The organism is Yersinia alsatica (assembly GCF_025133195.1).
Lineage (GTDB): Bacteria > Pseudomonadota > Gammaproteobacteria > Enterobacterales > Enterobacteriaceae > Yersinia > Yersinia alsatica.
The window spans coordinates 2,159,385-2,184,911 of record NZ_CP104006.1 but is presented as its reverse complement, the minus strand read 5'-3'; the positions used below and the strand labels follow the sequence as shown (position 1 = coordinate 2,184,911).

The following is a 25,527-nucleotide window of genomic DNA, read 5'->3' as shown; positions in this document are numbered from 1 at the left end:
AAATACCCTATAGATTTCTTGCCCGACCGACTGCCTCCCCCAACTGCCAAACGGCCATGGCGTAGTGGGTGCTGTGGTTATAACGGGTAATCGTGTAGAAGTTTGGCAAACCGTACCAATATTGATAACCGGAACCAACATCAAAGCGCAGTAGACTTGCTTCTTGATATTCACCCAGTGAACTGGTTGGGCTTAGCCCCGCGGCAGACAATGTTGATACCGGATATTTGGTTTTAAAGCCATTGTCGAGATTAGGCGCTTGCCCACTCGCGGGTATCGCCACCGCCGCCCCTTTGGTCCAGCCGTGAGACTTGAAATAATTGGCTACACTGCCAATCGCATCCACTGGGTCCCACAGATTAATATGCCCATTACCATCAAAATCAACAGCATAACTCTTGAACGATGAAGGCATAAATTGGCCATAGCCCATCGCACCGGCATAAGAACCGCGCAGACTGAGCGGATCTTTACCCTCAGCACGCGCCATCAACAGAAAGGTTTCCAACTCACCAGTAAAGTATTCAGCGCGGCGCGGGTAAGCAAAGGAGAGCGTTGCCAAAGCATCAATGATGCGGGTCTTGCCCATCACCCTGCCCCAGCGGGTTTCAACCCCAATGATCCCGACGATAATTTCTGGCGGAACCCCGTATTTCTCATAGGCGCGTTGCAGCGCATCTTGGTGTTGATTCCAGAAATTTACGCCATTCTGCACATTATCTGGCGTAATGAACTGATTGCGATAGCGGTTCCAGGCCCCATTAGGGCCGGAGGGGCGACCAGAAGTCGGCGCTTGCTTATCCATCAGGCGGATAACCCAATCCAGCTTTTGGGTTTGAGCCAATACATCATGCAGTTGCTGACGTTCAAAACCGTGTTCACGCACCATTTTATCCACAAAACGGGCAGTATCCGCATTATAGGCAAAATCACCGTTTTCCAAATGGCCCATATGTTGCGGTTCAAGTAAAAAACCGCTCTGTATCAGGCCATCTGATGGCGTGGCAGCAACAGGAGGCGTCGGCTTGCTGCTACAGGCAGAGAGCAAAGTGAGTAAAGGAAGAATGACAGCCAAGTGACGCATCGGATACCCATAAACCATGCAAAAAGTGGTAGCTATGTTAAGGCATAGTCTGATTAGCACAAACAGGTAAATGCAGCACTACCACCGGTTATTTATCAGAAACTGGACAGCGCATAAATCTGTTGCCCAGAGATGAGCATATTAACGCCCTTGAACTGTAAGGTTTTACCTCGACTTGAGTGAAACATTTAGTAGCAAATAACGCGAATGCTTTTCACTATCATTACTTTTTTCTTTCTATAGAATCGAGCTGTTTGGCTCTCTCGTTTTCTTCTCTGACCCGCTAAAGGATCTTTTTATGAAGTTACGTTTTTCTGCTCTCGGCCCTGTTGCACTATTAGCATCCTCAATGATATTGGCGTTTTCTGCCAATGCCGCATCCAGTGATGAAGGCATTGTGATTTATAACGCTCAACACGAAAATCTGGTGAAATCTTGGGTTGACGGTTTTACCAAAGATACCGGCATTAAGGTAACTCTACGGAATGGCGGAGACAGCGAATTAGGCAATCAACTGGTTCAGGAAGGCAGTGCTTCGCCCGCAGATGTGTTCCTGACGGAGAACTCCCCGGCCATGGTTTTGGTAGATAATGCCAAACTATTCGCCCCGCTGGATGCCGCAACACAAGCTCAAGTTGCTAAAGAATATCGCCCTGAGCATGGCCGTTGGACCGGCATTGCCGCTCGCAGCACGGTGTTTGTCTATAATCCGGAAAAAATCAGTGCCGCCGAGCTGCCTAAATCCATTATGGATCTGGCAAAACCTGAGTGGAAAGGCCGTTGGGCTGCATCACCATCAGGTGCCGACTTCCAAGCAATTGTCAGTGCCATGCTGGAACTGAAAGGCGAAAAAGCCACCTTGGAGTGGTTAAAAGCGATGAAAACCAATTTTACTGCTTACAAAGGCAATAGCACCGTGATGAAAGCGGTGAATGCTGGCCAAATTGATGGCGGGGTTATCTATCACTATTATCGCTTTGTTGATCAGGCCAAAACCGGTGAGAACAGTGGTAAAACCCAGCTGCACTACTTCAAGCATCAGGATCCAGGGGCATTTGTCAGTATTTCGGGCGGCGGCGTACTAGCCTCCAGTAAACACCCGAAAGAAGCTCAAGAATTCGTCAAATGGATCACCGGCAAATCAGGTCAGGATATCTTGCGCACCAATAATGCGTTTGAATATGCCGTTGGCGTCGATGCAGCATCTAACCCTAAATTGGTGCCACTGAAAGATCTGCAAGCGCCTAAAGTAGAACCGTCTAAACTGAACAGCAAGAAAGTGGTTGAATTGATGACTGAAGCTGGGCTGCTGTAACCCCGCAATCTGCAAATAAAGTGTATTTTTAGCCCGTCATGCTCTTTGCCTGACGGGCGTTTAACCTTCGAGCGTCTTTACTATTATGGCCAATATAAATATCGATGTTATCCCTGTGCCACAGAGTAAAGCTGCACAACGCCAATTTAGCCGCCGGCCAAGTTCTGGGATTGTGGCTATTGCTGTGATGCTTTCGTTACTCTCCCTGCTACCGCTGGGGTTTGTCATTGGCATCGCCATTGATACCGGTTGGCCGACGGTCAAGGCACTCGTTTTTCGCCCGCGGGTGGGTGAATTACTGCTCAATACCGTATTACTGGTGGTTTTCACCTTACCGCTGTGTGCCATTATTGGCGTATCACTGGCCTGGTTAACCGAACGAACTGCCCTGCCCGGCAGACGGATATGGTCCCTGCTAGCCATCGCGCCGCTGGCCGTCCCTGCCTTTGTACAAAGTTATGCATGGATTAGTCTGGTGCCCTCAATGCATGGGCTGAGCGCGGGCGTATTTATCTCTGTTCTCGCCTATTTTCCTTTTATCTATCTGCCAGCGTCAGCGGTATTACGCCGCCTTGATCCCGGCCTTGAAGATGCCGCCGCCTCATTAGGTAGCACGCCCACTGCGGTATTTTTCCGCGTGGTATTGCCGCAATTAAAATTAGCTGTTTGGGGTGGTTCAATCCTGATCGCACTGCATTTATTAGCGGAGTATGGGCTCTACGCCATGATCCGTTTCGATACCTTTACCACCGCCATTTTTGACCAGTTCCAATCCACATTTAATGGTCCGGCCGCCAATATGTTGGCGGGAGTTCTGGCGTTATGTTGTCTGGGATTATTGCTAATCGAAGCGACCAGCCGAGGCTATAACCGCTATGCCCGAGTCGGGTCGGGCAGTGCAAGGGGGCAAACGGCTTACTCAATGAGCCCCGCCCTCAACTCACTGTGTTTACTGCTGCCGCTAACCATGGTCGCCCTCGCGCTGGGAGTGCCATTTATCACACTCACGCGTTGGCTCTATCTCGGGGGGATAGAGGTGTGGTTGAATCCTGAGCTGCTCCCTGCTTTGAGGCAAACACTGACATTGGCATTGAGCGGCGCGCTGCTTATCACGCTGTGTGCTGTGCCGATGGCCTGGTTATCGGTGCGCTATCCGGGGCGTTTACACCGGGTCATGGAAGGCTGTAACTATGTCACCAGTTCGCTCCCCGGTATCGTGGTCGCGCTGGCGCTGGTGACAATCACTATCCGGATTGCCAGACCACTGTATCAAACCGAATTTACGCTGTTGCTGGCCTATTTATTGATGTTCACACCCCGGGCCTTAATCAGTTTGCGTGCCGGTATTGCACAAGCCCCTGTTGAGTTGGAAAACGTGGCTCGCAGCTTAGGCAAAACCCCCACTCAGGCCATTTGGAGCACCACCATGCGTTTGGCCGCTCCGGGCGCGGGCGCAGGGATTGCATTGGTCTTTCTGGCTATCTCCAATGAGCTGACCGCGACTTTGCTACTGGCCCCCAATGGCACCCGCACACTGGCGACCGGCTTCTGGGCATTGACCAGCGAAATAGACTATGTTGCCGCATCACCTTACGCACTGCTCATGGTGGCACTTTCCCTGCCGCTGACCTGGCTTCTTTATTCTCAATCTCAACGTACAGCAGGATTATGAGCACACTTGAACTGCAACAAATAAGTAAGTCTTATCAATCGGTAACGGTATTAAACGGCATTGACTTACAGGTGCCAGCAGGTAGCCGAACGGCGATTGTCGGCCCATCTGGTTCGGGTAAAACCACGTTACTGCGGATTATTGCCGGTTTCGAAATACCGGATAGCGGCAAGGTGATCCTGCAAGGCAATCCGCTCTTTGACAGCTCAACTCCGGTGCCGGCGCATAAAAGAGGCATTGGCTTTGTGCCACAGGATGGCGCGCTATTTCCCCATTTTACTGTCGCGGGCAATATTGCTTATGGATTAAAAGGCACCCGGCAGGATAAAGCCCGGCGGGTGGATGAATTAATGGAGATGGTGGCGCTGGACCGTCGCTTGTCCTCGCTTTGGCCCCATGAGATATCCGGTGGTCAGCAACAGCGAGTTGCTCTCGCCAGAGCACTGGCACAGCGGCCGGTGCTGATGTTGCTGGATGAGCCATTCTCAGCTCTGGATACCGCCTTGCGCGCATCAACCCGTAAAGCAGTGGCTGAGCTATTAGCACAAGCTAATATTGCGTCTATTCTGGTCACCCACGACCAAACTGAAGCGCTGTCATTTGCCGATCAGGTGGCGGTGATGCGTGGGGGCAAGTTGGCCCATGTCGGCCCGCCACAAGAACTGTATTTGCGACCGGTTGATGAGCCGACAGCCACATTTCTGGGCGAAACCCTGATTCTCTCCGCCCATATTGATGCCGGTTGGGCTGATTGCGCATTGGGCCGGGTTAAAGTTGATGATGCAAAACGCCGTGGACAGACTCGCGTCATGCTGCGGCCGGAGCAAATCACTATCACCCCATTACCCGCCGATCATCACTATACCACTCACTGTCTGGCTAAGATTATTGGCATTGATTTTGCTGGTTTTATTTCAACACTCAGCTTATCTATTGACGGGCGTGATGAAGTTATAGAAATCAAAACCATCAGTCGGGAAGGTATCCATGTTGGCTTAATGGTGGATTTGACGATAGTGGGTCAGGCGCATATTTTTGCTGACTGAGTGACATAGTGCACATTTTTGCCATGGTTTTGTCATAAGCACACCATTGACTCTGTTTGCCACCACAGATTGCATTATGCTGCTGAAATTGCTACTAGCGGAGCACTCCAAATGGATGAAATGCATGTCATTATCGTGACCGTCGGGCTATTTGTGCTCACCTTTATCAATCCCGGTGCCAATTTGCTGGTAGTGGTGCAAACCAGTCTCAGTTCCGGTAAAAATGCCGGTTTAGTGACCGGGCTAGGTGTGGCATTAGGCGATGCAATTTATTCGGGATTAGGACTATTTGGCATGGCGGCTCTGATTGCTGAAGGCGGAATGCTATTCTCAGCCATTAAAATCGGGGGCGGCTTATACCTGCTCTGGTATGCCTACAATATGGTGCGGCATCGTCAGGAACTGCATATGGGGATTGCGGCGGTAGCCACCACAACAATGACACCTTGGCATGTGTTCTTCCGCCGTGGCCTGCTAACTGACTTATCAAATCCACAAACCGTGTTGTTTTTTATCAGTATTTTCTCGGTTACTCTCACCCCGACAACCCCCGCATGGGCCAAAGTGCTTGCCTGGCTGGGTATCGTGCTCGCCTCAGTTCTTTGGCGGTCATTACTCAGTATGGCGTTCTCCCGCCCTGCAGTGCGCCGCGCTTACGGTAAGGTTCAGCACCTACTCAGTGGCATTATCGGCGTCGCGGTTGGGGCTTTTGGTTTGCGCCTCATTTATGAAGGTATCACCCGCCGCTGATATTTCCATTCAATCAATAGCACGCAGGCCTTTTTGATCGCGGCGTAACTGCCGATACTCCAGCACGGTCAGAACGATCACAATGAGATCCAGCAGTGTTATCAAGATCAACAACACGGAGTGAGTAAAGGTGTAGCGATAAACTTGATAGACAATAAATAAGCTAAAAATTACGATTGCCGCAGGGTAATAACCCAGTTTTTTACGCCACAGTCCAATAATGACCCATAGCTTAACCACGCCGTGAATAAGCAGATAAAATGCGGCGAAATGCAGGCTGCTAATGGAAAGACTTTGCGCCGCATGCAGCAAATAATTAGCCACGACATCGCCACGATCCGCAATAAAATCAACCTGTGTAATACGATGCAGCACATTAAGTAAAAATTGTGGCGTAACAAAATAGGTTAAAATACCGGCAACAATTTCCATGATTGCCAATATGGCTTTCAGTAGCAGACTGACTTCAAAAACAGCATGGATATTTTTCTCACCGAAAAGATTATGACGATCAAAGCGGTTTTTCATATTCAACATCGCGCTGGTTCCCTGCGGGTAAATACAGTGAAGAGTATCGATACCCAATAGAGTAGCAGCTTACGTGGTGCCGATTAAAGCACCACGTTTTTATCTATTAGCCCTACATCTGTGGCAGTTTAGAAAGTAATCACCGTTTTTAATCCGGTGACCCATGCATCTTGTGTCTGACTCACCCCTGCTGGCGAGTGCCAATATTGCAAATCAGGTTGTAATTCCAACCATGAAGTCACGCGGAAACGATAATAAAGTTCCGCAGTCACTGAATATCCCGGTACCGGTGAATAACTGGGATTAGCATAATCGGAGACATTATTGATTTGATTCATATAGCGTTGATTATCTTTATAATGATCACTGAGCTTAACCATTGATACGCCTAAACCCAGCCAGTCTTGAGGTCGGCTATCAAATAAGCCGCGATAGCGAATACCGGTCGCAGCGGCATAATGCATATAATTCGTCCGTTGATCGGCCAGCGACATACTGTAAAACACACTTAAACCACGGCTGGCGTCATCTTGATGCTTGGTGACCTGTTGATTAAATCCGCCGTAGAAGAACCAGGTATTATTATGGTAACGATAGCCATTGGGATCAGTAGCACCGGCGGCACCAGACACCCCAGTATAAAGATCTCGTTGCTCCGCATTGGTATATAAAACCCCTAAATTATAAATACCGGGCAAGTCTGTAAAGGCATTAGTTTTTAATTCCAGCTCCAGCGGCAGTAATATGCCCTTGCTGCCTTTAGTTGACCAACTCCAAGCCCGACCGCGGCTAGGAGCATCTGGGTTTTGCTCCATAACCCCAGTTTTTAAGGTTAAGCCGTCAGTGAGCTTATATTGCAGGGTGGTGCCCCAATAATGGACATTCCAGTTAAACCAGGTCAATGAGTTGGCTGATTTACCGCCACATAATCCTAACGTCTGAAAATCGCAGGGAATAATTTGGTCAAAATCCTGCACTTTATTCATCAAACCAATGCGCCAATGTAATTTTTGATCGGCAAAACTACGCGCAAAGGTTAACCATCCCAGACGCGTTATAGACTGACCACCAAAACTTTCCTGCGACAGATCGGTTATATTCACACGCGGGTCTTGTAACCGGTCGCGAGTCAGACTGTTATCATGATTTCGATTAACAATATTCCCTTCAATAACCGCATCTGGAATACCGGTATATAATTCGAGATCTTGTTGGAATGTTAATGAGAACTGGTCGATATAAGAAGCTTGTTTATCATGATTATAACCGCCACCCGCGTTATATGATAATTGGCTTAAATAACCGAGCGAGTAATTAAAACCATGCTCCGATAGAATAGGCCGAATACCCAGCATATCCCCCAGAAGCCCTTCTTGCTGCGGTTCAAACCCTAATGCTATTCCCTGCCATTTTGGTGTCGGCTGCTCAATATATTCACCACTACCGGTTAAACCATCACTTAATGCCGATGATGAAAATAAAATTGTAGAGGTCAGTAAATAAAATGCAGCAGAATTCATCTGACGAGTCAGATATAAAATTGGTTTCATTATTTTCCCTTTTTAGAATAATTAGCGCATCTGATGTAAAATAGATGCGCTATACAACGTTAAATGTCGCTGAATTAACGTTTCAACTTCCCACCATTACTCTGAATTACATCGCGATACCAATAGAAACTCTTCTTACGGCGACGTTCCAATGTGCCATTACCGTCATCATCACGATCCACATAAATAAAACCATAGCGCTTGGATAATTCCGCTTTTGAAGCACTGACCAAGTCAATCGGCCCCCAGCTGGTATAACCCATAACCTCAACACCATCAGCAATCGCTTCGCTGACCTGAACCAAATGGTCATTGAGATATTCGATGCGGTAATCATCCTCAATATTGCCATTGGCATCCGGCTTATCTTTCGCGCCCAATCCATTTTCCACAATAAACAGAGGTTTCTGATATCGATCCCACAATTCATTGAGCAGAATACGCAGCCCTTCAGGATCTATCTGCCATCCCCATTCAGAACTGGCAAGATGCGGGTTTTGTACCATGCTGAGAATATTGCCTCTGGCCTTACGGTTTAATTCTTCATCCGCAGTCACACAGCCACTCATGTAATAGCTGAAGGAAATAAAATCGACGGTTTCTTTTAATGCCGCTTTATCTTCTGCTGTAATTTCAATGCTGATATCGTGCTGCTTAAAATAGCGGGTCATATACGATGGGTAATAGCCCCGAACCTGCACATCGCCAAAGAATAGCCATTCACGATTTTGTTGCAGTGTTTCCAGAACATCGGCGGGCTTACAGGTTAGCGGATACATCAATCCCCCCAACAGCATATTACCGATGCGGCCATCAGGAATAATTTGATGTAATGCCGCAACCGCTTTAGCACTGGCGACTAACTGGTGATGAATAGCCTGATATACCTCACTTTTACTGCTTTCCTGCTCTAACCCTACGCCAGTGAACGGCGCATGTAGTGACATATTGATCTCATTAAATGTCAGCCACAATTTGACCTTATGCTGATAACGCTGGAATACCGTGCGAGCATAATGTTCAAAGAAACCTATGGTTTTACGGTTGCCCCAGCCACCATAATTTTTTACCAATCCGTAAGGCATTTCATAATGAGATAATGTCACCAGCGGGGTAATATTATATTTTGCCATCTCATCAAATAATCGGTCATAAAATGCCAGACCGGCTTCATTCGGCTGTTGCTCATCACCCTGTGGGAAAATACGCGTCCAAGCAATAGAAATGCGTAGGCATTTAAAACCCATCTCGGCAAATAGCGCAATGTCTTGCGGATAACGATGATAAAAGTCGATGGCGACATCTTTGACATAGCTGTCACCACTCACCCGCGGAATAATATCACCAAAAATACCGTATGGCTGTAAATCAGAGGTAGACAGCCCTTTTCCATCAGTAAGATAAGCCCCTTCTACCTGATTAGCCGCAATGGCGCCGCCCCAAAGGAAATTGTCTGGAAATGCATGTTTCATTGGTTCTCTCCTGAATCAGTATTAACGAATGACGGTTAATAACGGTGCTTGCTCAGTAATAGATGCTCCTTTAGCGCACAGGACATCCTGATAATCTTCACTATTGCTAATAATAATTGGCGTGGTTAGGTCATAACCGGCAGCGGTAATAGCTGCGCAATCAAACTCCAACAGTAAATCCCCGGCACTGACACAGTCACCAGCCTTAACATGGGCGGTAAAATATTGGCCTGCGAGTTTGACGGTATCGATACCTACATGGATGAGAATTTCAGTACCCGCAGCAGATTCAATCCCTATTGCGTGGTGAGTTTTAAACAATGACGCCACTACGCCATTAACCGGGGAAACTACTCGCCCACTTTGTGGAATAATTGCTATCCCCGCCCCCAATAAACCGCTGGCGAAAGTGGTATCACTCACCTCGGTTAATGCCAATAATTTACCCGTGATAGGGCTGAGGATAACTTCACCAAGGCCACTGTGGTTTTCTGCTATTACCGAGGTTTGAGATAAACTGTCTGTTTCTATTGTGGTTGTCGGGGCTGGCAGGCCAAAAAAGTAGGTGCTGATAGCGGCAAATATCAATGCTGTCAGGGTACCAATAATCGCGCCCCATACCGTGGCATCAATACCGCTAGCTGGGATTATCTGGGCAAAAGAGAAAATGCTGACCAGACCAAATGAATAAATATGAGCCTGGCTATATCCGACCACCACTCCCCCTATCGCCCCGCCAATACAGCCGAAGACAAAAGGTTTTTTCGACGGTAACGTCACACCATAAACCGCAGGTTCAGTAATACCGAATATCCCGGCAGTAAATGCCGAACCGGCCAATGCTTTCATTTTTGTATCACGGGTACGTAAAAAGACCCCGAGGGTAGCCCCTACCTGTCCCATTACCGCAGGCAACAGCAGCGGAGCCATGGTGTCATAGCCCAAGACACTCAGGTTATTAATCATCAAGGGGACCAAGCCCCAATGCAGACCAAAAATAACGCAAATCTGCCAAATCCCAGCTAATACCCCACCCGCAACCGGTGGGGCTGCGGAATAGATCATTTGGAAACCGGTGGCTAATAAATGACTCAGCCAAGTCGCCAATGGGCCAATCAGTAAGAAGGTGGCCGGAACGGTTATTGCCAGACACAGCAAAGGGGTGAAAAAGTTTTTAATGCTGCTGTGTAAAACGCGGTTAAAGCCTTTCTCCAGTTGGCAACTGACCCAAGCCGCTAATATGATCGGAATAACGGATGAAGTGTAATTGATGAAAGTGACCGGAATGCCCAAGAAATAAACTACCTCGGCCCCCGGTTGCTCGGCAGTATTAAAGGCAGCAAGCATCAGTGGGTGTACTAATGCTCCACCAATTGCCATGGTAATAAAGGGATTACCACCAAACTTTTTACCCGCCGTATAACCCAAGACCAGCGGGAAGAAATAGAACAGCGAATCACTGGCAGCAAATAAAATGATATAACTGCCGCTGGTGGGTTGTAGCCAACCACAAACCAGACTTAACGCCAGAAAACCTTTAAGAATACCGGAGGCAGCCATGACACCGAGTAATGGCGTAAAAATACCTGAGATAATATCAATGCAATGGCTGAGCAAACCCTCTTTCTGGTTACTCTTTAGTGGCCCATTCTCTTCTAAATCAGATAAACCGGCTTGTTGTAGCAGCGCTTTATAGACTTCACTGACATGGTTCCCAATAACCACCTGAAACTGTCCGCCACTCTCCACCACCATAATAACGCCCGGATTTTTTTTCAGCGCTTGTGCATCTGCCCGCGACGAGTCCTTGAGTTTGAAGCGCAAACGGGTAGCGCAATGCACTACGCTGTTGATATTGCTTTTGCCCCCTACTCCGGCGAGGATTTCGCTGGCAACCGTTGTGTATTGCATAATATGTTCCTTCGATGGCGCTATTATTTATTTGGATACCTAAATTCGGATAAATCAATTTGAGTAAGTCAGTTTGAGCAAATAAGTTCGAGCAAATAAGTTCGGGCAAATAAGTTCGGGCAAAAAAAAACCTGAAGACACTCCGTAGCGCGATTAAGCGATACAAGTGCATTCAGGTTTTGCCTGCCATCGGCAGTAACAATCCTCTGTTCCCCTTATGTCATCACCGGTGGGGAAACTGTCTTTGGGTTAGTCCATTAGTCTGGCAAGTTAAAACATTCCCGACGAACCCGTTCAATATGGATAGTCAAAAACATCAGTTCTTCTTTGCTCAGCTCCTGCCGATACTGCAATTTCATATGCTGCTGAATTTTACCGGCACAGCGGTAAGCTGCGGCATAATTCTCTTTTACCGCATCGTGCAAGGAATCATCATCACTGGTGACCCCATTGCGCCCAAGCATACGCTGGGAAAAAAACTTCAAATGTGTGACAAAACGGTGATAACTCAGCCCGTCTTCGTCATATTCCAATTTAAATTGGTACTTCACCAGATGCAGGATTTCTTGCATAACTTTCGTCACTTGCATCACTTCAGGCATTTCGCCATTCAATTGCGCATTCACTAAATGCAGTGCAATAAACCCGGCTTCGTCGTCTCGCAACTGTACACCGAGCCGTTGTTCAATGATTTGCAACGCTTCGCGGCCCAAAGCAAACTCTTTTGGATACAAGCGGCGAATCTCCCACTGCAATCCATTGGTGATATCCAAGCCCTGTTTATGTCGTTCAATCGCATAGAAACAGTGATCAGTGAGCGAAATGTAGAGGTTATCTTGCAGCTTACCCAATTTGGCCGTTGCCTGCGTGATGATGCAATCACAAGTAATCATTACTTCTAATGGAATGCAGCTCAGTAACTCACTTAATCGCGAAACCATTTCGTTATCTTTCAAAGCAAACACTTTTTCTATCAATGTGTTATCCAATGACTCTCCGGGGTGTTTTTGAAAGCCCAGACCACGGCCCATAATCACCTGCTCCTGACCATGCTGATCAAGGACAATAACCACATTATTATTAAGTATTTTAGCGATTTGCATGTGTTAGCCCTGAAAACAAAAAAACCCGACTCAGCAGCATTCATCTAGCTACTAAATCAGGTTTTGCCCGCCATTGACGGTAACAATCCAACTGCGAGTAAATTAGCATGTTAATACCGTACCGCAAGCGGGCAGAGATAAAAATCGTGATGGAGATCTCCTCTTATCTCATTTTAACCATTATTAATATGATGCTAATTCAACTAGCTGCTCATTTTATATCAATAAAAATTGTCGTTAAATAGAGATAAAAATCCATTGAGACTTTTCTCAAAACAATTAAGGGAAATTAAATTAAACTGATATCGCTATATAAATAATAATATAACCATTTCATTTGAGAGTGATTCTTTATTAACAGTGTCAGCCCGATAAATATATTAAATTTATGTATAGGGAATAGTTAATGCCTCGCAGTAAATCATTAATAACCTTCGATATGCTCACATAAATTAACGCTATATTTTCGTTATGCTGTCTTAATTGATTTATATCATATGCAAGTAACAAATTATTTCCTAAGGTGAGACATTACAGTTCTATTTTGCATTTTATTTTTATCAAGAACGCTTATTTTCATCAAAAAATGTATTCTGCAAAGGTAATGCCATGAATAACAATAAGAGACCTATCACAGCTTCACTCAGTCGCCGTGAATTTATTCAAACATCTGCCGCAGTGACCGGGGCTGCGGCAATTGCCGGTTCAATCACCCTACCTTTTTCAGTACAAGCCGCACCAGAGCCGGCAGCACCTGCGGCGAAGGAGACAGTTAAATACAGTGCTTGCCTGGTTAACTGTGGTAGCCGCTGCCCGCTAAAAGTACATGTCAAAAATGGTGAAATTATTAAAATTGCTAATGAAGCCATTTATGATGATTCCACTTTTGGTGAGCATCAAATTCGACCATGTTTACGTGGCCGTTCAGTCAGATGGAAAACATATAACCCCGACAGAGTAAAATATCCCATGCTGCGAGTAGGAAAACGCGGCGAGGGTAAATTCAAGCGCATCAGTTGGGATGAAGCCACCACTATTGTGGCGGATAATCTCAAGAAAACTATTGCGCAATATGGCAATGAAGCCATTTATTATCAATATGGTTCTGGCTCTACCGGCGCTAATTTACAAGGCCGCAATGCCTGTAAAAGAATGCTAAGTTTGCTGGGCGGTTTTCTGGATCAGCATGGCACCTACTCCACCGCGCAAATCAACACAGTAATGCCATACATTTATGGCGGTGCCGAAGAAACGTTACTGGATGAAATTAAAAACTCGGACTTAGTGGTCATGTTTGGTCATAATCTGGCTGAAACACGGATGTCCGGTGGCGGGCAATATATTGAAACTGTCCATGCGCTGGGGAAAAGTAAAGCCAAAGTTATTATTATTGACCCACGGATGACCGACAGTGTAACCACCCTCAATGCCGAGTGGATCCCGATATTTCCCGGTACTGATGCCGCACTGGTTGCTGCATTAGGTTATGTCTTAATTAAAGAAAACCTGACGGATGAAGATTTTCTGCAAGAATATTGTGTCGGTTGGGATACCGCCACATTACCCGCCTCCGCCCCTGCCAATGGTTCTTATAAAGATTATATTTTAGGTAATGGTGCCGATGGGGTAGAAAAAACGCCAGAATGGGCCAGTGAAATAACCGGGATTGACCCCGTTCGTATCATTCAACTTGCGCGTGAGTTAGGCAATGCCCGTGCCGCCTGGATTTCGCAAGGTTGGGGGATTCAGCGTAGTGCCAATGGTGAGCAGGCTGCACGTTCTATTATGATGCTCCCCCTGATGACTGGAAATATTGGTCGAGCCGGAACGAATACCGGCGCTTGGGGCGGCAACGTGAAATATCCCGTGCCGGGATTTAGTATTGCCAATCCGGTAAAAACAGCCATCCCTTGCTTTATGTGGACAGATGCCATTTTCCGTGGCACCGAGATGACAGCCCAAAATGCTCACGTGAAGAATAAAGATAAACTTGATACCAATATTAAGTTTATGTGGAACTACGCCAGCAACGTTATTGGCAATCAGCATTCCGACCTAAATAAAACTCACCAGATTTTACAGGATGAGTCGCTATGCGAGTTTATTTTGGTGTGGGAAAACCACATGACTAACTCAGCCAAATATGCTGATTTGCTCTTACCGGACGTCACGTGGGTCGAATCAAATGACTTGATTGATAACTCTTATGCCAGCGGGGCTTATCACTATGTCACGCGGCTACAAAATGCGATTGAACCCATGTGGGAATGCCGCCCTTCTTATGATGTTTTAGCCGAGATTGCCGCAAAATGTGGGATTGGCGAAGCCTTTACCGAAGGCCACAGCCAACAAGAGTGGATTGAAATCAGCTATAACAAAATGCGTGAGAAGAACCCGGCACTGCCGCCTTTCGAGCAAACCAACGACAAAGGTATTATTGACCGAATCTTTGCCGACAGCAGTCAATATATCGCCTTAAAAGAGTTTCGCGACGACCCGCTGAATAACCCGCTAAAAACACCTTCTGGCAAAATTGAGATCTACTCCGAAGCACTCGCTACATTGGAGAAAGAGTGGCAACTGGCACCGGGAGACCGCATTACTGCCGTCGCGGAATATTGCCCGACATTTGAAGGGGTCAGTGATGTTGACACCCTGAGAACCTACCCACTGCAAATGACTGGTTTTCATATCAAAGGCCATACCCACTCATCTTATTACAACGTGGCAATGTTGCGTGAAGCTGTGCCACACCAGTTCTGGATGAACCCGATTGACGCCAAAGCTCGCGGCTTGCAACAAGGCGATATGGTCGAAATTTTTAATGACCGGGGCCGCATCTTGATTGCAGTCAAAATCACCGAACGTGTATTGCCGGGGGTGATTACGGTGCCGCAAGGGGCATGGCGCAATCTCAACAGGGAGGGCATCGATGTGGGTGGTTGCATTAATACGTTAACGACACTGCGCCCATCACCGCTGGCGAAAGGCAACCCACAGCATACTAACCTCGTTGAAGTTAAACGCGCATAAGGAGTTGAAAAATGAAGCAATATGGTTTTTTTGTCGACTCCACCAAGTGCACGGGATGCAAAACCTGCCAAATCAGCTGCAAAGATGAGAAGAACCTGGAGCTAGGGCCAAAACTGCGCCGGGTATATGAATACGGCGGCGGCAGCTGGACTCAGCAAGGCAATCTATGGGTACAGAATGTGTTTAATTACTATCTGTCTATTGCCTGTAACCACTGTTCGTCTCCCACTTGTGTCACCGGCTGCCCTACCGGCGCCATGCACAAACGTGAAGAAGACGGCTTGGTGGTGGTCAATCAGGATCTCTGTGTTGGTTGCCGCTACTGCGAAATGCGCTGCCCCTATGGCGCGCCGCAATTTGATGCCAAAAAGAAGCTGATGACCAAATGCGATGGTTGCTATCAACGTGTTGCTGAAGGCCATAAGCCAGTGTGCGTCGAGTCCTGCCCACAACGTGCATTAGATTTCGATGACATTACGCTGCTAAGAGAAAAATACGGTGAAGAAAATGCGATTGCACCCTTACCGCTCGCGCATCTCACACAGCCTAATCTGGTGATCCGAGGCCATCGTGATGCCAGACCATCGGGCGATACATCTGGCAGTATTCAGAATCCGGCGGAGGTATAAAATGCATGAATTACCCTTGGTTTTTTTCACCGTTCTGGGGCAGACCGCCGTCGGGTTGTTTGCTTTAGTGTGGTTGAGTAACAAACTCGGCCTGACCACCGCACTGCAACTCAAACAAGCCAATATTGTCGGCTTGATTCTGATGTTGGTCGGCTTAATCATCGGCACTTTGCATGTTGGGCAACCTCTGCGGGCAATGAATATGCTGCTCGGTGTTGGCCGCTCGCCCATGAGCAATGAAATTCTGCTCAGCAGCCTGTTTGTGGCCATGGCTTGTGGCACAGTTTTTTTCTCAGTGATGGTGAAAAATACCGTGCTGGCCGCCCTGTGTAATGTGGCAACAGTGATCTTCGGGCTGGCCTTCGCCTGGTCAATTACTCAAGTCTATCAACTGGATACCGTACCTAGCTGGGATACGTCCTATACCGCTTTGCAACTGTGGATGACCGTATTGGTGGGTGGCGGTGCTTTTGCCATTCTCACCGGCGCACGTCAACTCGGGGCTTCGGCACTACTAATCGGCGCTATCATAACGCTGGTAAATAAACCGGGCTACCTCAGCTTCCTTGGGCAAAGCTCAATAGAACTGAGCAGCCAGCAGACGCTATTTTGGGGGATTCAGATTCTGCTGCTGACCTTAGGTATCTTTGTCGCCGCCGCCGCCTTACTGAAAGACAGAATTCCTCGCGCCACGTTGGCGGTTAGCGCGTCAGGACTGGTCATCGGTGAATTAGCCGGGCGTATTGCTTTCTATAATCTCTGGCAAGTGGCAATGTAATTTAGCCTGTTGATGTGATTAACCGATGAGCCGCCGTAGTTTGCGGCTCATCAAGACTAAATTAACCGGGCCTGAAGAGAGGACATTTTGACGTTACTAGACACGACTTTGCCGCGAATTCTGGGCGCCTGTTTTTATTACCCGCCACAATCCGCTACGGTACAGCGCCTCTGGCCCTTACTGCCGCAGATGGCTGATATCTTCCCCTGGCCGAATCCGGCCAAAATTGCACATTATTGCCAACAGATGCCCGCTATCTCTCCAGAGCAACTGGAATATGATTTTTCGGTGCTGTTTGAGGGGCAAGGCGAAATGCCCGCGCCACCCTGGGGATCGGTTTATCTGGATAAAGAAAATATCCTGATGGGGGCCAGCACACTACAATATCGTGAATTTCTCGCCACATTGGGGTTGGCAAATCAGAGCACTATCCACGAACCTGAAGACCAATTTGGCCTAATGCTCTTGGCTTGGGTCTATTTGATTGAGCAGCACCCGGTTAGTAGCCAGCAATCAAATAATAATCAACAAGATGGCGCAGAAATAGTGCTACTCACCGAGCATTTATTACCTTGGGCCTATCGCTACCTTGAGTTGGTTAAAAATGCACAGGTTGAGTATCCGGTTTATCCACTATTGGCAGCAATTACCGAGTGTTATCTGAAAACACTGCAAGCCGAGCTAGGTTTATTTCCTCAACCTTATGAGCTGTACCGGTGACCAAGAAAAATAGATGAATAGAGACGAGCGCTACTACAAAGCCTTTATGGAGAGCCGGGTTATCAGCCGTCGCGGGCTATTTCGTGGCTTATTAAAAGGTGCTACCGGTGATTCACCGCCTGCTCCGCACTCTACTGTCTCTCATCCCATGCTAAAAAACCCCTGTCAGAATACCTATATCTACTGCAATAGCTGCGCCGACTTTTGTGAAAAACAAGCGCTGCTCTGGCAACCCCGCCAGCCCCCCACATTAGTTGACGCGCAGTGTGACGGTTGCGGCGAATGTGTCTCCAGATGCCCGGCAATGGCGTTGGAAATGCAGTTAATCTCATAATCCCTCTGGCAATCCCCTCCTGATGAATGAATACACTAAATAGGTAACCCCGACTCGCTGATACCAGTACAATGCCGGTATCTTGCGTACTTTGTCCCCCACAGGAGTGACCACTTTGTTCCATTACCCAGCCAGTTATACGTTTGATGAAGCCAGCGGCGAATACCATATTCAGTATCGTGACTTTCCTGAATTGGAATCAGTGACTTACTCTCTGGAAGATATTGAATTAGAAGCACAAGATGGCATTAAGAATGGTATCGCAGCAGAGATGGAAGAGCGCCGCCCAGTTCCTGCACCGTCGGCTTTACAAGCCGGAGATATTGCCATTCATGTCCCGATTCTGGTGCGTTTGAAAGCAGAACTGCACAATGCCATGTTGGCGACCAACACCCGTAAAGCCGATATGGCGCGCAAACTGGGTTTGAATGCCGCGCAAATGGATCGTTTGCTTGATGTATATTACGCCTCCAAGGTTGAAGCGCTGGAACAAGCCCTGTATTTACTGGGATTTGAAGCCGAGGTGATGGTCAGAAAAATCAGCGGATAACATTGCGAAAAAAGTCATTGCTTAAATTTAGACCAAGATAGTAACAAATTGTTATTAGGCGATAATTTTAAAAAACGTTAATAGCGTCACACTTCAAGATATTAACTAACATCTCTGACTGTTTAGATGCAAAATTGTGATCTAATGCATAAAAATACAGTATTGAAAATCGCTCTCTATTGGGATTACATTAGCGCCATCAACTCGCAGACAGTGACTGAGTAACTCAGACTGGCGAGGTAGCTCCAAGGGGGAGTGGTTCAATGAAATATTTCTTTATGGGTATCTCAATTATGTTAGTGGTTTGGGTTGGCACCTTCATGATGATGGTCGAATAACATTCGCCCATACCATTTACGACAAAACATAATATCCATCAGACATAGCACAAAGGGCGCATTTGCGCCCTTTGTCATTGCTCGCTATATATCATTTTCCCGGCATCATTCTGCGTAACGTATCATCACGACGAATATAGTGATGATAGAGTGCCGCCAGCGCATGAGCGCCGAACACGAAATAGCCCAAGTTGGCGATTAACTCATGAGTCTGTTTTAGCCAAACCCGCGCGTCATCATTCGGTGTCACCCATTGTGGAACTTGCCAACCCAACAGGAACCAGGTTTTCCCGCCATAAGCCTGCGCCAAAACCCCCAGTATCGGTAATGACAAGAACATCAGATACAGACACCAGTGCAAAATATGCGCCCCTAATAGCTGCCAATCCGGCAATTTTGGCGTGATTGCCGGTGTGGCATAGCGATGACGCAACCAGAGTCGTGCGAGCATCAGTAACCAGACGGAAATACCAAAATTAAAATGCAGGTTTTTCACCAATGTCCGGTCTTCATCAGGCACTGAGTCGCTAAGTAACATTGCCGCATAGGTCAAAATAACCATCAACAACGTCAACCAATGCAGGGTTATCTGGGGTAATGAATAGCGATTTCTCATGGCTGCGCGCTCCGCTGCATAGCTAATTGATTAAACTGTTTCTCCCGTGGCTGGTTTCGGTTTCAGTAAACCATCAGCACGGAACATACTTTTAATCCCACGAACGGCCTGGCGGATCCGGTCCTGATTTTCAATCAGAGCAAAACGGACATGGGTATCGCCATAATCCCCGAAGCCAATCCCTGGGGAAACACAGACTTTCGCCTCTGATAACAATCGCTTAGCAAACTCCAGCGAACCAAGGTGTGCATAAGGCTCAGGAATTTTGGCCCAGACATACATTGATGCTTTCGGATTTTCGACCATCCAGCCCGCCTCATGTAGCCCACGAACCAAGGCATTGCGGCGCTGCCGATACTGCTCGGCGATATCACGCACACACTGCTGATCCCCTTCCAGCGCCGCAATAGCCGCAACCTGCAATGGGGTAAAAGTGCCGTAATCGTGATAGCTCTTAATCCGCGCCAATGCATTGACCAATTCTGGATTACCGACCATAAAACCAATCCGCCAGCCGGCCATATTGTAACTTTTAGAGAGGGTGAAAAACTCGACGGCAATATCTTTCGCGCCGGGAACTTGCATGATTGATGGGGCTTTCCAGCCATCGTAGACAATATCGGCGTAGGCCAAATCATGCACCACCAGCACATCATATTGCTTCGCCAGCGCCACTACCCGTTCGAAAAAGTCCAGTTCCACACATTGTGCCGTCGGGTTAGAAGGAAAACCGAGGATCATCATTTTGGGTTTAGGAATGGTTTCTCGAATCGCGCGCTCCAACTCACCGAAGAAATCAATTCCCTCGGTCAGCGGCACAGAGCGAACTTGCGCCCCGGCAATCACCGCACCATAAATATGAATAGGATAACTAGGATTTGGCACCAGCACGGTATCACCGTGGTCCAGTGTTGCCAGCATCAGATGCGCCAGCCCTTCTTTCGAGCCGATAGTGACAATAGCTTCACTTTCAGGGTCGATATCCACCTGATAGCGATCCGCGTACCAGCGAGAAATCGCCCTACGCAGACGCGGTATCCCTCGGGAAGTTGAATAACCGTGGGTGTCTTCACGTTGCGCGACACTGCACATTTTCTCAACAATATGTGGCGGTGTCGGGCCATCCGGATTACCCATACTAAAATCGATAATATCTTCACCACGCCGGCGCGCGGCCATTTTCAGCTCAGCGGTGATATTAAAGACATAAGGGGGAAGACGATCAATACGGGTAAAACGACGTTTAGCAGGTTGTTCAGACATAATTTCCTCGAGGATACGTTAGCGCCCGGACCGTCCGAGCGACGCTGACCAGTAAATGGTCTGTTTATGAACATATCCCAGTGCTGAATAGCTGTCGAGTGGCTGATAGTAAATATCTTACTCATCGGAGTTCAACGCTGTGGGTCAAACTCGCCAGCTAACAGTCCCAATACCCAGTCATCACACCATTGCCCACCAAGCTGATAGTTATCACGCAAGGTTCCTTCCAGTTGAAAACCGCAGCCCTCCAGCACGCGCCGTGAAGGATGATTCCCTACCGTGACGGTGGCTTTCATTTTATGAAACTGACATTGCTGAAAACCAAACTCCAGCACTGCCATCAGCGATTCTTTAGCAAAACCTTTGCCGTGATAAGACGGCAATATGGCATAACCCACTTCAGCTTGTTGTAGCGGTAACCATTCCGCTAAAAATCCGCTCAGTCCTATGGCCTCGCCGCTCTCTTTTTCGCGGATAACCAAGCATAGCCAATGGTTGGCGGTCTTCTCCCATGGCATCAGGCGAGATTCAAAGCGCGCATGAATCTCGGCAATATCCATCGGATCAGAAATATAACGCTGAACATCCGAGTCTTGGTATAGGCGTAAAAACAGTGGCCAGTCTTGCTCACTAAGACTGTCCATTGTTAACCGTGCTGTTCTCAGAGAGACTGGCGTGCGACTAAACATGGGAATCACAGGCACTGTTTTTCCTTTAATTTTAATAAGTTAATGATGAAAAGAAGATAAGAATTTAAAGAGGAAATTTTGCCGAAACCTCATCCCTTTATTCTTCTCCATTTTGCTTAAATAATGTTTACTTCAAGATAACAAAAAATAAACAAATGGTCAGCAAAGTGCAAACCATTACCGCGCCCTCAACCTACAGCTATCGGAGAATCAACCTTATGGCTTCATTACAAATAGACGATATTCCCGCAGCAATCAAAGCGGTGAAACAACAATTACGTCAGGCGCTGCCTGACTATCAGCAAGTATTCCAAGCCGTGGAAGAGAATATTCGCCAACAAGTCACCGAGATCCGCCGCAGTCTGGCTCAAGGTGAGAATCCAGTCCCACGTATTCATGCTGATGATATTATCAATGGCAAAGTGACTGATGAACAAAAAGCACAAATTAAACAACGGGGATGCTGTGCCATTCTCGGTGTATTTCCAAAAGAAAAAGCCACAGCGTGGAACCGTGAAATTGGCCACTATCTGGACAGTAACAATTTCGTCGAGCGGCTAAAAAATGCAGCGGAAGATAACTATTTCGGCACGCTGGCGGCCAGCAAACCACAGATTTACGGCATTTACTGGTCAACACCACAGGTTGAAGCCCGTCAAGATCAGCGCATGAATGCGGTGCAGGTATTCTTAAATAACCTGTGGCAAACCGAAAGTAATGGTAAGCAGCACTTCGATGCTAACCGCGTAGTGACTTATGCTGACCGCACCCGTCGCCGCCCACCAAAATCATCATCATTGGGTTTATCACCTCATGTAGACGGTGGCTCAATCGAGCGTTGGCTGGATGAGAATTTCCGCCATGTTTATCGCCACGTATTTTCCGGTGAGTGGCAAAAATATGATCCGTTCGCTGCCGAAGGACGCCCTGAAGTCCGGGAATTCCCTTCACCGGCAGTCTGTTCCATGTTCCGCACCTTCCAGGGCTGGACGGCGCTGACACCGCAGCGCACCCACGCCGGAACGCTAAATGTGATTCCAATTGCCAATGCCATGGCCTATATCTTGCTGCGAGCCTTGCAAGATGATGTGGCTGACGATGACTTATGCGGTGCGGCACCGGGTCGCGCGTTATCCGCTTCGGAGCAGTGGCATCCTCTTTTAATGGACGCCATTTCCCCTATTCCAGATCTGGAAGCCGGTGACACAGTATTCTGGCATTGTGACGTGATTCATTCAGTGGAAAACGAACATAATGGTGAGTTCGACAGTAATGTTATGTACATCGCCGCGGCACCTTGGTGTGAAAAGAATGCCGCCTATTTACCACGCCAATTAGCCAGTTTTATTGATGGCCGCTCGCCGCCGGACTTTGCGGCTGATGACTTTGAGGTAGATTTCACCGGTAGAGCCACTGCTGAGAATCTAACCGCCATCGGTAAGCAACAATTAGGTATGACAGAGTAATTTTCTCCCACCCAATAGCCTGTCGGAGCTGATGCCTCCGGCAGGCTTTTTTCTCACTCCTTGAGATAAAATGGCAGTCAGCCGCCATTCTCCTTATAATTAGCCGCTTGTTCGCCCTAGCACCCGATCATGCCTAATTTAAGATCGCCGGTTGTTGCCAAGAGAAAATAGTGTGCACCAGATATTTGAAATGCTACTGGCGGTGTTTGATCGCGCCGCACTGATGTTAATTTGCCTGTTCTTCCTGACCCGCACCCACCTATTTCGCCAGTTACTGCAAAAAGAGAAACACACGCCGTTGGAATTGGCGGCAGTCACCGCGATCTTCTCGTTGTTTGCTATTTTTGGCACCTATTCCGGCATTAATGTTGAAGGTTCTCTGGTTAATGTGCGGGTTATTGCCGTCATGTCGGGCGGAATTCTATTTGGCCCCTGGGTTGGGATCATTACCGGGCTGATTGCAGGTTCTCACCGCTATTTAATTGATATTGATGGTATTACCTCAGTTCCCTGTCTTATTACCAGCATTATTGCCGGTTTGATGTCGGGCTATATCAACCTGAAGGTAAAGAAAGAGCGGCAATGGAGCATCGGTATTCTGGCCGGTATGATTTGCGAATCACTGACCATGCTTTTAGTAGTTATTTGGGCCAAACCGACCGCGCTGGGGATTGATATTGTCTCTAAAATTGCGATTCCCATGATTTTAGGGGCCGTCTGTATCGGCTTAATTGTGCTGCTGGTGCAGAGTGTTGAGGATGAAAAAGAAGTAATTGCTGCACGGCAAGCAAAATTGGCCTTGGATATTGCCAATAAAACCTTGCCCTATTTTCGTCATATCAATGGCGAATCTTTACGCAGTGTATGTGAAATTATACGCAATGATATCAAGGCCGATGCTGTTGCCATCACCGATACCCAGACCATTTTAGCTTATGTCGGGGTGGGAATAGAAACCTATAATATCGGCCATGAAACTATCAGTGACATCACCAAAGAAAGCATTCAGCGCGGTAAAATTACCATTCGTAATAATGATGAAGTTCACCGCACGCCACAGATTCATTCACTTATTATTATTCCTTTATGGGAAAAAGGTGAAGTCACCGGCTCATTGAAAATCTACTATTGCCACGCCCATAAAATTACCTATTCATTAAAAGTGATGGCCGTCGGTTTATCACAGATAATCTCAACTCAGATTGAGGTTTCTCGCATTGAACAACTGCGTGAAATGGCGAATAAAGCCGAAATGCGCGCACTGCAAAGCAAAATAAACCCACACTTTTTATTTAATGCGCTGAATGCAATTTCCTCGTCGATTCGCATTAATCCAGATACCGCGCGCCAGTTGATCATCAATTTATCTCGTTATCTGCGCTACAACCTTGAGTTAAATGATGAGCAAATTGATATACGCAAGGAACTGCATCAAATTCAAGACTATATCGCTATTGAGCAAGCGCGTTTTGGCAGTAAATTAACGGTGATTTATGATATTGATGACGATATTTCGCTAAAGATCCCCAGTTTGCTGATCCAACCATTGGTGGAAAATGCCATCGTGCATGGTATTCAGCCCTACCGTGGTAAAGGTGTGGTGGTCATTGCCGTCAAAGACGGTGGTGATCAGATAAAAATTTCAGTGAAAGATACCGGCAATGGCATTAATCAGGAAACCATTGAGCGCGTGGCAAATAACGAAATGCCGGGCAATAAAATCGGTTTACTGAATGTGCATCATCGGGTGAAATTATTGTATGGCGAGGGTTTACAGATACGCCGTATGGAACCGGGTACCGAGATCTCTTTTTATATCAGCAAAAATGGCGGCAAGGTCCATGCAGAACCCAGTATTTCAGCCGGAGTTTAACCGATGAAAGCAATCATTGTTGAAGATGAGTTTCTGGCTCAAGAAGAGTTAAGTTACCTGATCCGCCAGCACAGCAGTATTACCATCGAAGCCACTTTTGAAGATGGGTTGGATGTGCTTAAATATCTGCAAAATCATCAGGTTGATGCTATTTTTCTCGATATTAATATTCCATCGCTTGATGGTGTATTGCTGGCGCAAAATATCAGCAAATTTACTCATAAACCTTATATTATCTTTATTACAGCCTACAAAGAGCACGCGGTAGAAGCCTTTGAAATTGAAGCTTTTGATTATATTTTAAAGCCTTACCATGAGTCGCGCATTGTCACGATGCTGCAAAAACTGGAAGCACTGCATAAACGTGACCGCCAGAATAAAGAACAAATCAGCAGCCCTAGCCAGCGTTCTGCCGCCCATACCATCAATCTGATGAAAGATGAGCGCATTATTGTCACTGATATCAATGACATTTATTATGCCGCGGCGCAGGAGAAGGTCACGCTGGTCTATACCCGGCGCGAAGAATTCATCATGCCGATGAATATAACTGAATTTTGTAATCGCCTGCCTGAAGAGTACTTTTTTCGCTGCCACCGCTCCTATTGTGTGAATTTAGCCAAAATTCGTGAAATCGTCCCCTGGTTTAACAATACTTATATCCTGCGACTCAGTGATTTGGACTTTGAAGTCCCGGTCAGTCGCAGCAAGATAAAAGAGTTCAGGCAATTGATGCGGCTTTAAATGCATTTCATTCCAGCTGGAATGCAGCTCATTCCCCTTTCGATCTATAGCTATTAGCCCGCC

At 47.2% G+C, this 25,527-nt stretch carries 23 protein-coding genes; 14 read left to right on the top strand and 9 right to left on the bottom strand.

Annotated features, from left to right (window positions below):
- Nucleotides 1–7 precede the first annotated feature (7 nt).
- Nucleotides 8–1,084, bottom strand: a complete 1,077-nt coding sequence (gene mltB / locus N0H69_RS09695) for a lytic murein transglycosylase B (RefSeq protein ID WP_050145489.1) — start codon at nucleotides 1,082–1,084, stop codon at nucleotides 8–10.
- A gap of 298 nt (nucleotides 1,085–1,382) precedes the next feature.
- Here mltB and N0H69_RS09690 point away from each other — a divergent pair, with 298 nt between their 5' ends.
- From N0H69_RS09690 to N0H69_RS09675, 4 genes are all read left to right on the top strand, one after another.
- On the top strand, nucleotides 1,383–2,399 hold the full coding sequence (locus N0H69_RS09690) for an iron ABC transporter substrate-binding protein (RefSeq protein WP_050109439.1): 1,017 nt from the start codon (nucleotides 1,383–1,385) through the stop codon (nucleotides 2,397–2,399).
- A gap of 85 nt (nucleotides 2,400–2,484) precedes the next feature.
- Complete coding sequence (locus N0H69_RS09685; protein ID WP_050120758.1) at nucleotides 2,485–4,071, top strand: ABC transporter permease; 1,587 nt, start codon at nucleotides 2,485–2,487, stop codon at nucleotides 4,069–4,071.
- Complete coding sequence (locus N0H69_RS09680; RefSeq protein ID WP_050151952.1) at nucleotides 4,068–5,117, top strand: ABC transporter ATP-binding protein; 1,050 nt, start codon at nucleotides 4,068–4,070, stop codon at nucleotides 5,115–5,117. The genes N0H69_RS09685 and N0H69_RS09680 overlap by 4 nt, the downstream gene beginning before the upstream one ends.
- Nucleotides 5,118–5,228: 111 nt before the next feature.
- Nucleotides 5,229–5,867, top strand: coding sequence for a LysE family transporter (locus N0H69_RS09675; protein ID WP_050132868.1), 639 nt, complete (start codon nucleotides 5,229–5,231; stop codon nucleotides 5,865–5,867).
- 9 nt (nucleotides 5,868–5,876) lie between these two features.
- Here the strand turns inward: N0H69_RS09675 and N0H69_RS09670 are convergent, their stop codons facing one another.
- From N0H69_RS09670 to licT, 5 genes are all read right to left on the bottom strand, one after another.
- Nucleotides 5,877–6,404, bottom strand: a complete 528-nt coding sequence (locus N0H69_RS09670; RefSeq protein WP_050151951.1) for a DUF2127 domain-containing protein — start codon at nucleotides 6,402–6,404, stop codon at nucleotides 5,877–5,879.
- Between the two features lie 119 nt (nucleotides 6,405–6,523).
- Nucleotides 6,524–7,945 (bottom strand): carbohydrate porin, encoded by a 1,422-nt coding sequence (locus N0H69_RS09665; protein WP_050109430.1) that lies wholly within the window; start codon nucleotides 7,943–7,945, stop codon nucleotides 6,524–6,526.
- Between the two features lie 74 nt (nucleotides 7,946–8,019).
- Entirely contained in the window at nucleotides 8,020–9,417 is a 1,398-nt protein-coding gene (locus tag N0H69_RS09660; protein ID WP_050109429.1) for a glycoside hydrolase family 1 protein, read from the bottom strand.
- A gap of 21 nt (nucleotides 9,418–9,438) precedes the next feature.
- Nucleotides 9,439–11,328 carry a PTS beta-glucoside transporter subunit IIABC gene (gene bglF, locus N0H69_RS09655; RefSeq protein ID WP_050132861.1) on the bottom strand — a complete coding sequence of 630 codons (1,890 nt, stop codon included), beginning with the start codon at nucleotides 11,326–11,328 and terminating at the stop codon, nucleotides 9,439–9,441.
- Nucleotides 11,329–11,585: 257 nt separating this feature from the next.
- Entirely contained in the window at nucleotides 11,586–12,431 is an 846-nt protein-coding gene (licT, locus tag N0H69_RS09650) for a BglG family transcription antiterminator LicT (RefSeq protein ID WP_050109426.1), read from the bottom strand.
- A 609-nt stretch (nucleotides 12,432–13,040) separates the two neighbouring features.
- Between licT and N0H69_RS09645 the strand changes: the two genes are divergently transcribed.
- The 7 genes from N0H69_RS09645 (at nucleotide 13,041) to ypdK (ending at nucleotide 18,813) form a co-directional block, all read left to right on the top strand.
- Nucleotides 13,041–15,464: a DmsA/YnfE/YnfF family dimethyl sulfoxide reductase gene (locus N0H69_RS09645; RefSeq protein WP_259705581.1), complete on the top strand. Its 2,424-nt coding sequence runs from the start codon at nucleotides 13,041–13,043 to the stop codon at nucleotides 15,462–15,464.
- A gap of 11 nt (nucleotides 15,465–15,475) precedes the next feature.
- Nucleotides 15,476–16,093, top strand: a complete 618-nt coding sequence (locus N0H69_RS09640; RefSeq protein WP_050120751.1) for a DMSO/selenate family reductase complex B subunit — start codon at nucleotides 15,476–15,478, stop codon at nucleotides 16,091–16,093.
- A gap of 1 nt (nucleotide 16,094) precedes the next feature.
- A complete protein-coding gene (locus tag N0H69_RS09635; protein ID WP_050145494.1) occupies nucleotides 16,095–16,871 on the top strand; it encodes a dimethyl sulfoxide reductase anchor subunit family protein in 777 nt (258 codons plus the stop codon).
- An 87-nt stretch (nucleotides 16,872–16,958) separates the two neighbouring features.
- Nucleotides 16,959–17,591: a TorD/DmsD family molecular chaperone gene (locus N0H69_RS09630; RefSeq protein WP_050109422.1), complete on the top strand. Its 633-nt coding sequence runs from the start codon at nucleotides 16,959–16,961 to the stop codon at nucleotides 17,589–17,591.
- A gap of 13 nt (nucleotides 17,592–17,604) precedes the next feature.
- On the top strand, nucleotides 17,605–17,925 hold the full coding sequence (locus tag N0H69_RS09625; RefSeq protein WP_050109421.1) for a 4Fe-4S binding protein: 321 nt from the start codon (nucleotides 17,605–17,607) through the stop codon (nucleotides 17,923–17,925).
- Between the two features lie 115 nt (nucleotides 17,926–18,040).
- On the top strand, nucleotides 18,041–18,475 hold the full coding sequence (locus tag N0H69_RS09620) for a type II toxin-antitoxin system HicB family antitoxin (protein ID WP_050145495.1): 435 nt from the start codon (nucleotides 18,041–18,043) through the stop codon (nucleotides 18,473–18,475).
- 263 nt (nucleotides 18,476–18,738) lie between these two features.
- Nucleotides 18,739–18,813, top strand: a complete 75-nt coding sequence (ypdK, locus tag N0H69_RS09615) for a membrane protein YpdK (protein WP_098057507.1) — start codon at nucleotides 18,739–18,741, stop codon at nucleotides 18,811–18,813.
- Between the two features lie 91 nt (nucleotides 18,814–18,904).
- On the opposite strand, the gene N0H69_RS09610 is transcribed toward ypdK, so the two are convergent.
- From N0H69_RS09610 to N0H69_RS09600, 3 genes are all read right to left on the bottom strand, one after another.
- A complete protein-coding gene (locus N0H69_RS09610) occupies nucleotides 18,905–19,429 on the bottom strand; it encodes a cytochrome b (protein WP_050151949.1) in 525 nt (174 codons plus the stop codon).
- A 30-nt stretch (nucleotides 19,430–19,459) separates the two neighbouring features.
- Nucleotides 19,460–20,692 carry an alanine transaminase gene (gene alaC, locus N0H69_RS09605; RefSeq protein ID WP_050120747.1) on the bottom strand — a complete coding sequence of 411 codons (1,233 nt, stop codon included), beginning with the start codon at nucleotides 20,690–20,692 and terminating at the stop codon, nucleotides 19,460–19,462.
- A 131-nt stretch (nucleotides 20,693–20,823) separates the two neighbouring features.
- Nucleotides 20,824–21,336, bottom strand: a complete 513-nt coding sequence (locus tag N0H69_RS09600) for a GNAT family N-acetyltransferase (protein ID WP_050109415.1) — start codon at nucleotides 21,334–21,336, stop codon at nucleotides 20,824–20,826.
- A gap of 263 nt (nucleotides 21,337–21,599) precedes the next feature.
- On the opposite strand from N0H69_RS09600, the gene N0H69_RS09595 reads away from it, so the two are divergent.
- The 3 genes from N0H69_RS09595 to N0H69_RS09585 all read left to right on the top strand — a co-directional run bounded on the left by N0H69_RS09595 (nucleotide 21,600) and on the right by N0H69_RS09585 (nucleotide 25,464).
- Complete coding sequence (locus tag N0H69_RS09595) at nucleotides 21,600–22,847, top strand: DUF1479 domain-containing protein (protein ID WP_050132852.1); 1,248 nt, start codon at nucleotides 21,600–21,602, stop codon at nucleotides 22,845–22,847.
- Between the two features lie 172 nt (nucleotides 22,848–23,019).
- Nucleotides 23,020–24,720 (top strand): sensor histidine kinase, encoded by a 1,701-nt coding sequence (locus N0H69_RS09590; protein ID WP_050109412.1) that lies wholly within the window; start codon nucleotides 23,020–23,022, stop codon nucleotides 24,718–24,720.
- Nucleotides 24,721–24,723: 3 nt separating this feature from the next.
- A complete protein-coding gene (locus N0H69_RS09585) occupies nucleotides 24,724–25,464 on the top strand; it encodes a LytR/AlgR family response regulator transcription factor (RefSeq protein WP_050109411.1) in 741 nt (246 codons plus the stop codon).
- Nucleotides 25,465–25,527 lie beyond the last annotated feature (63 nt).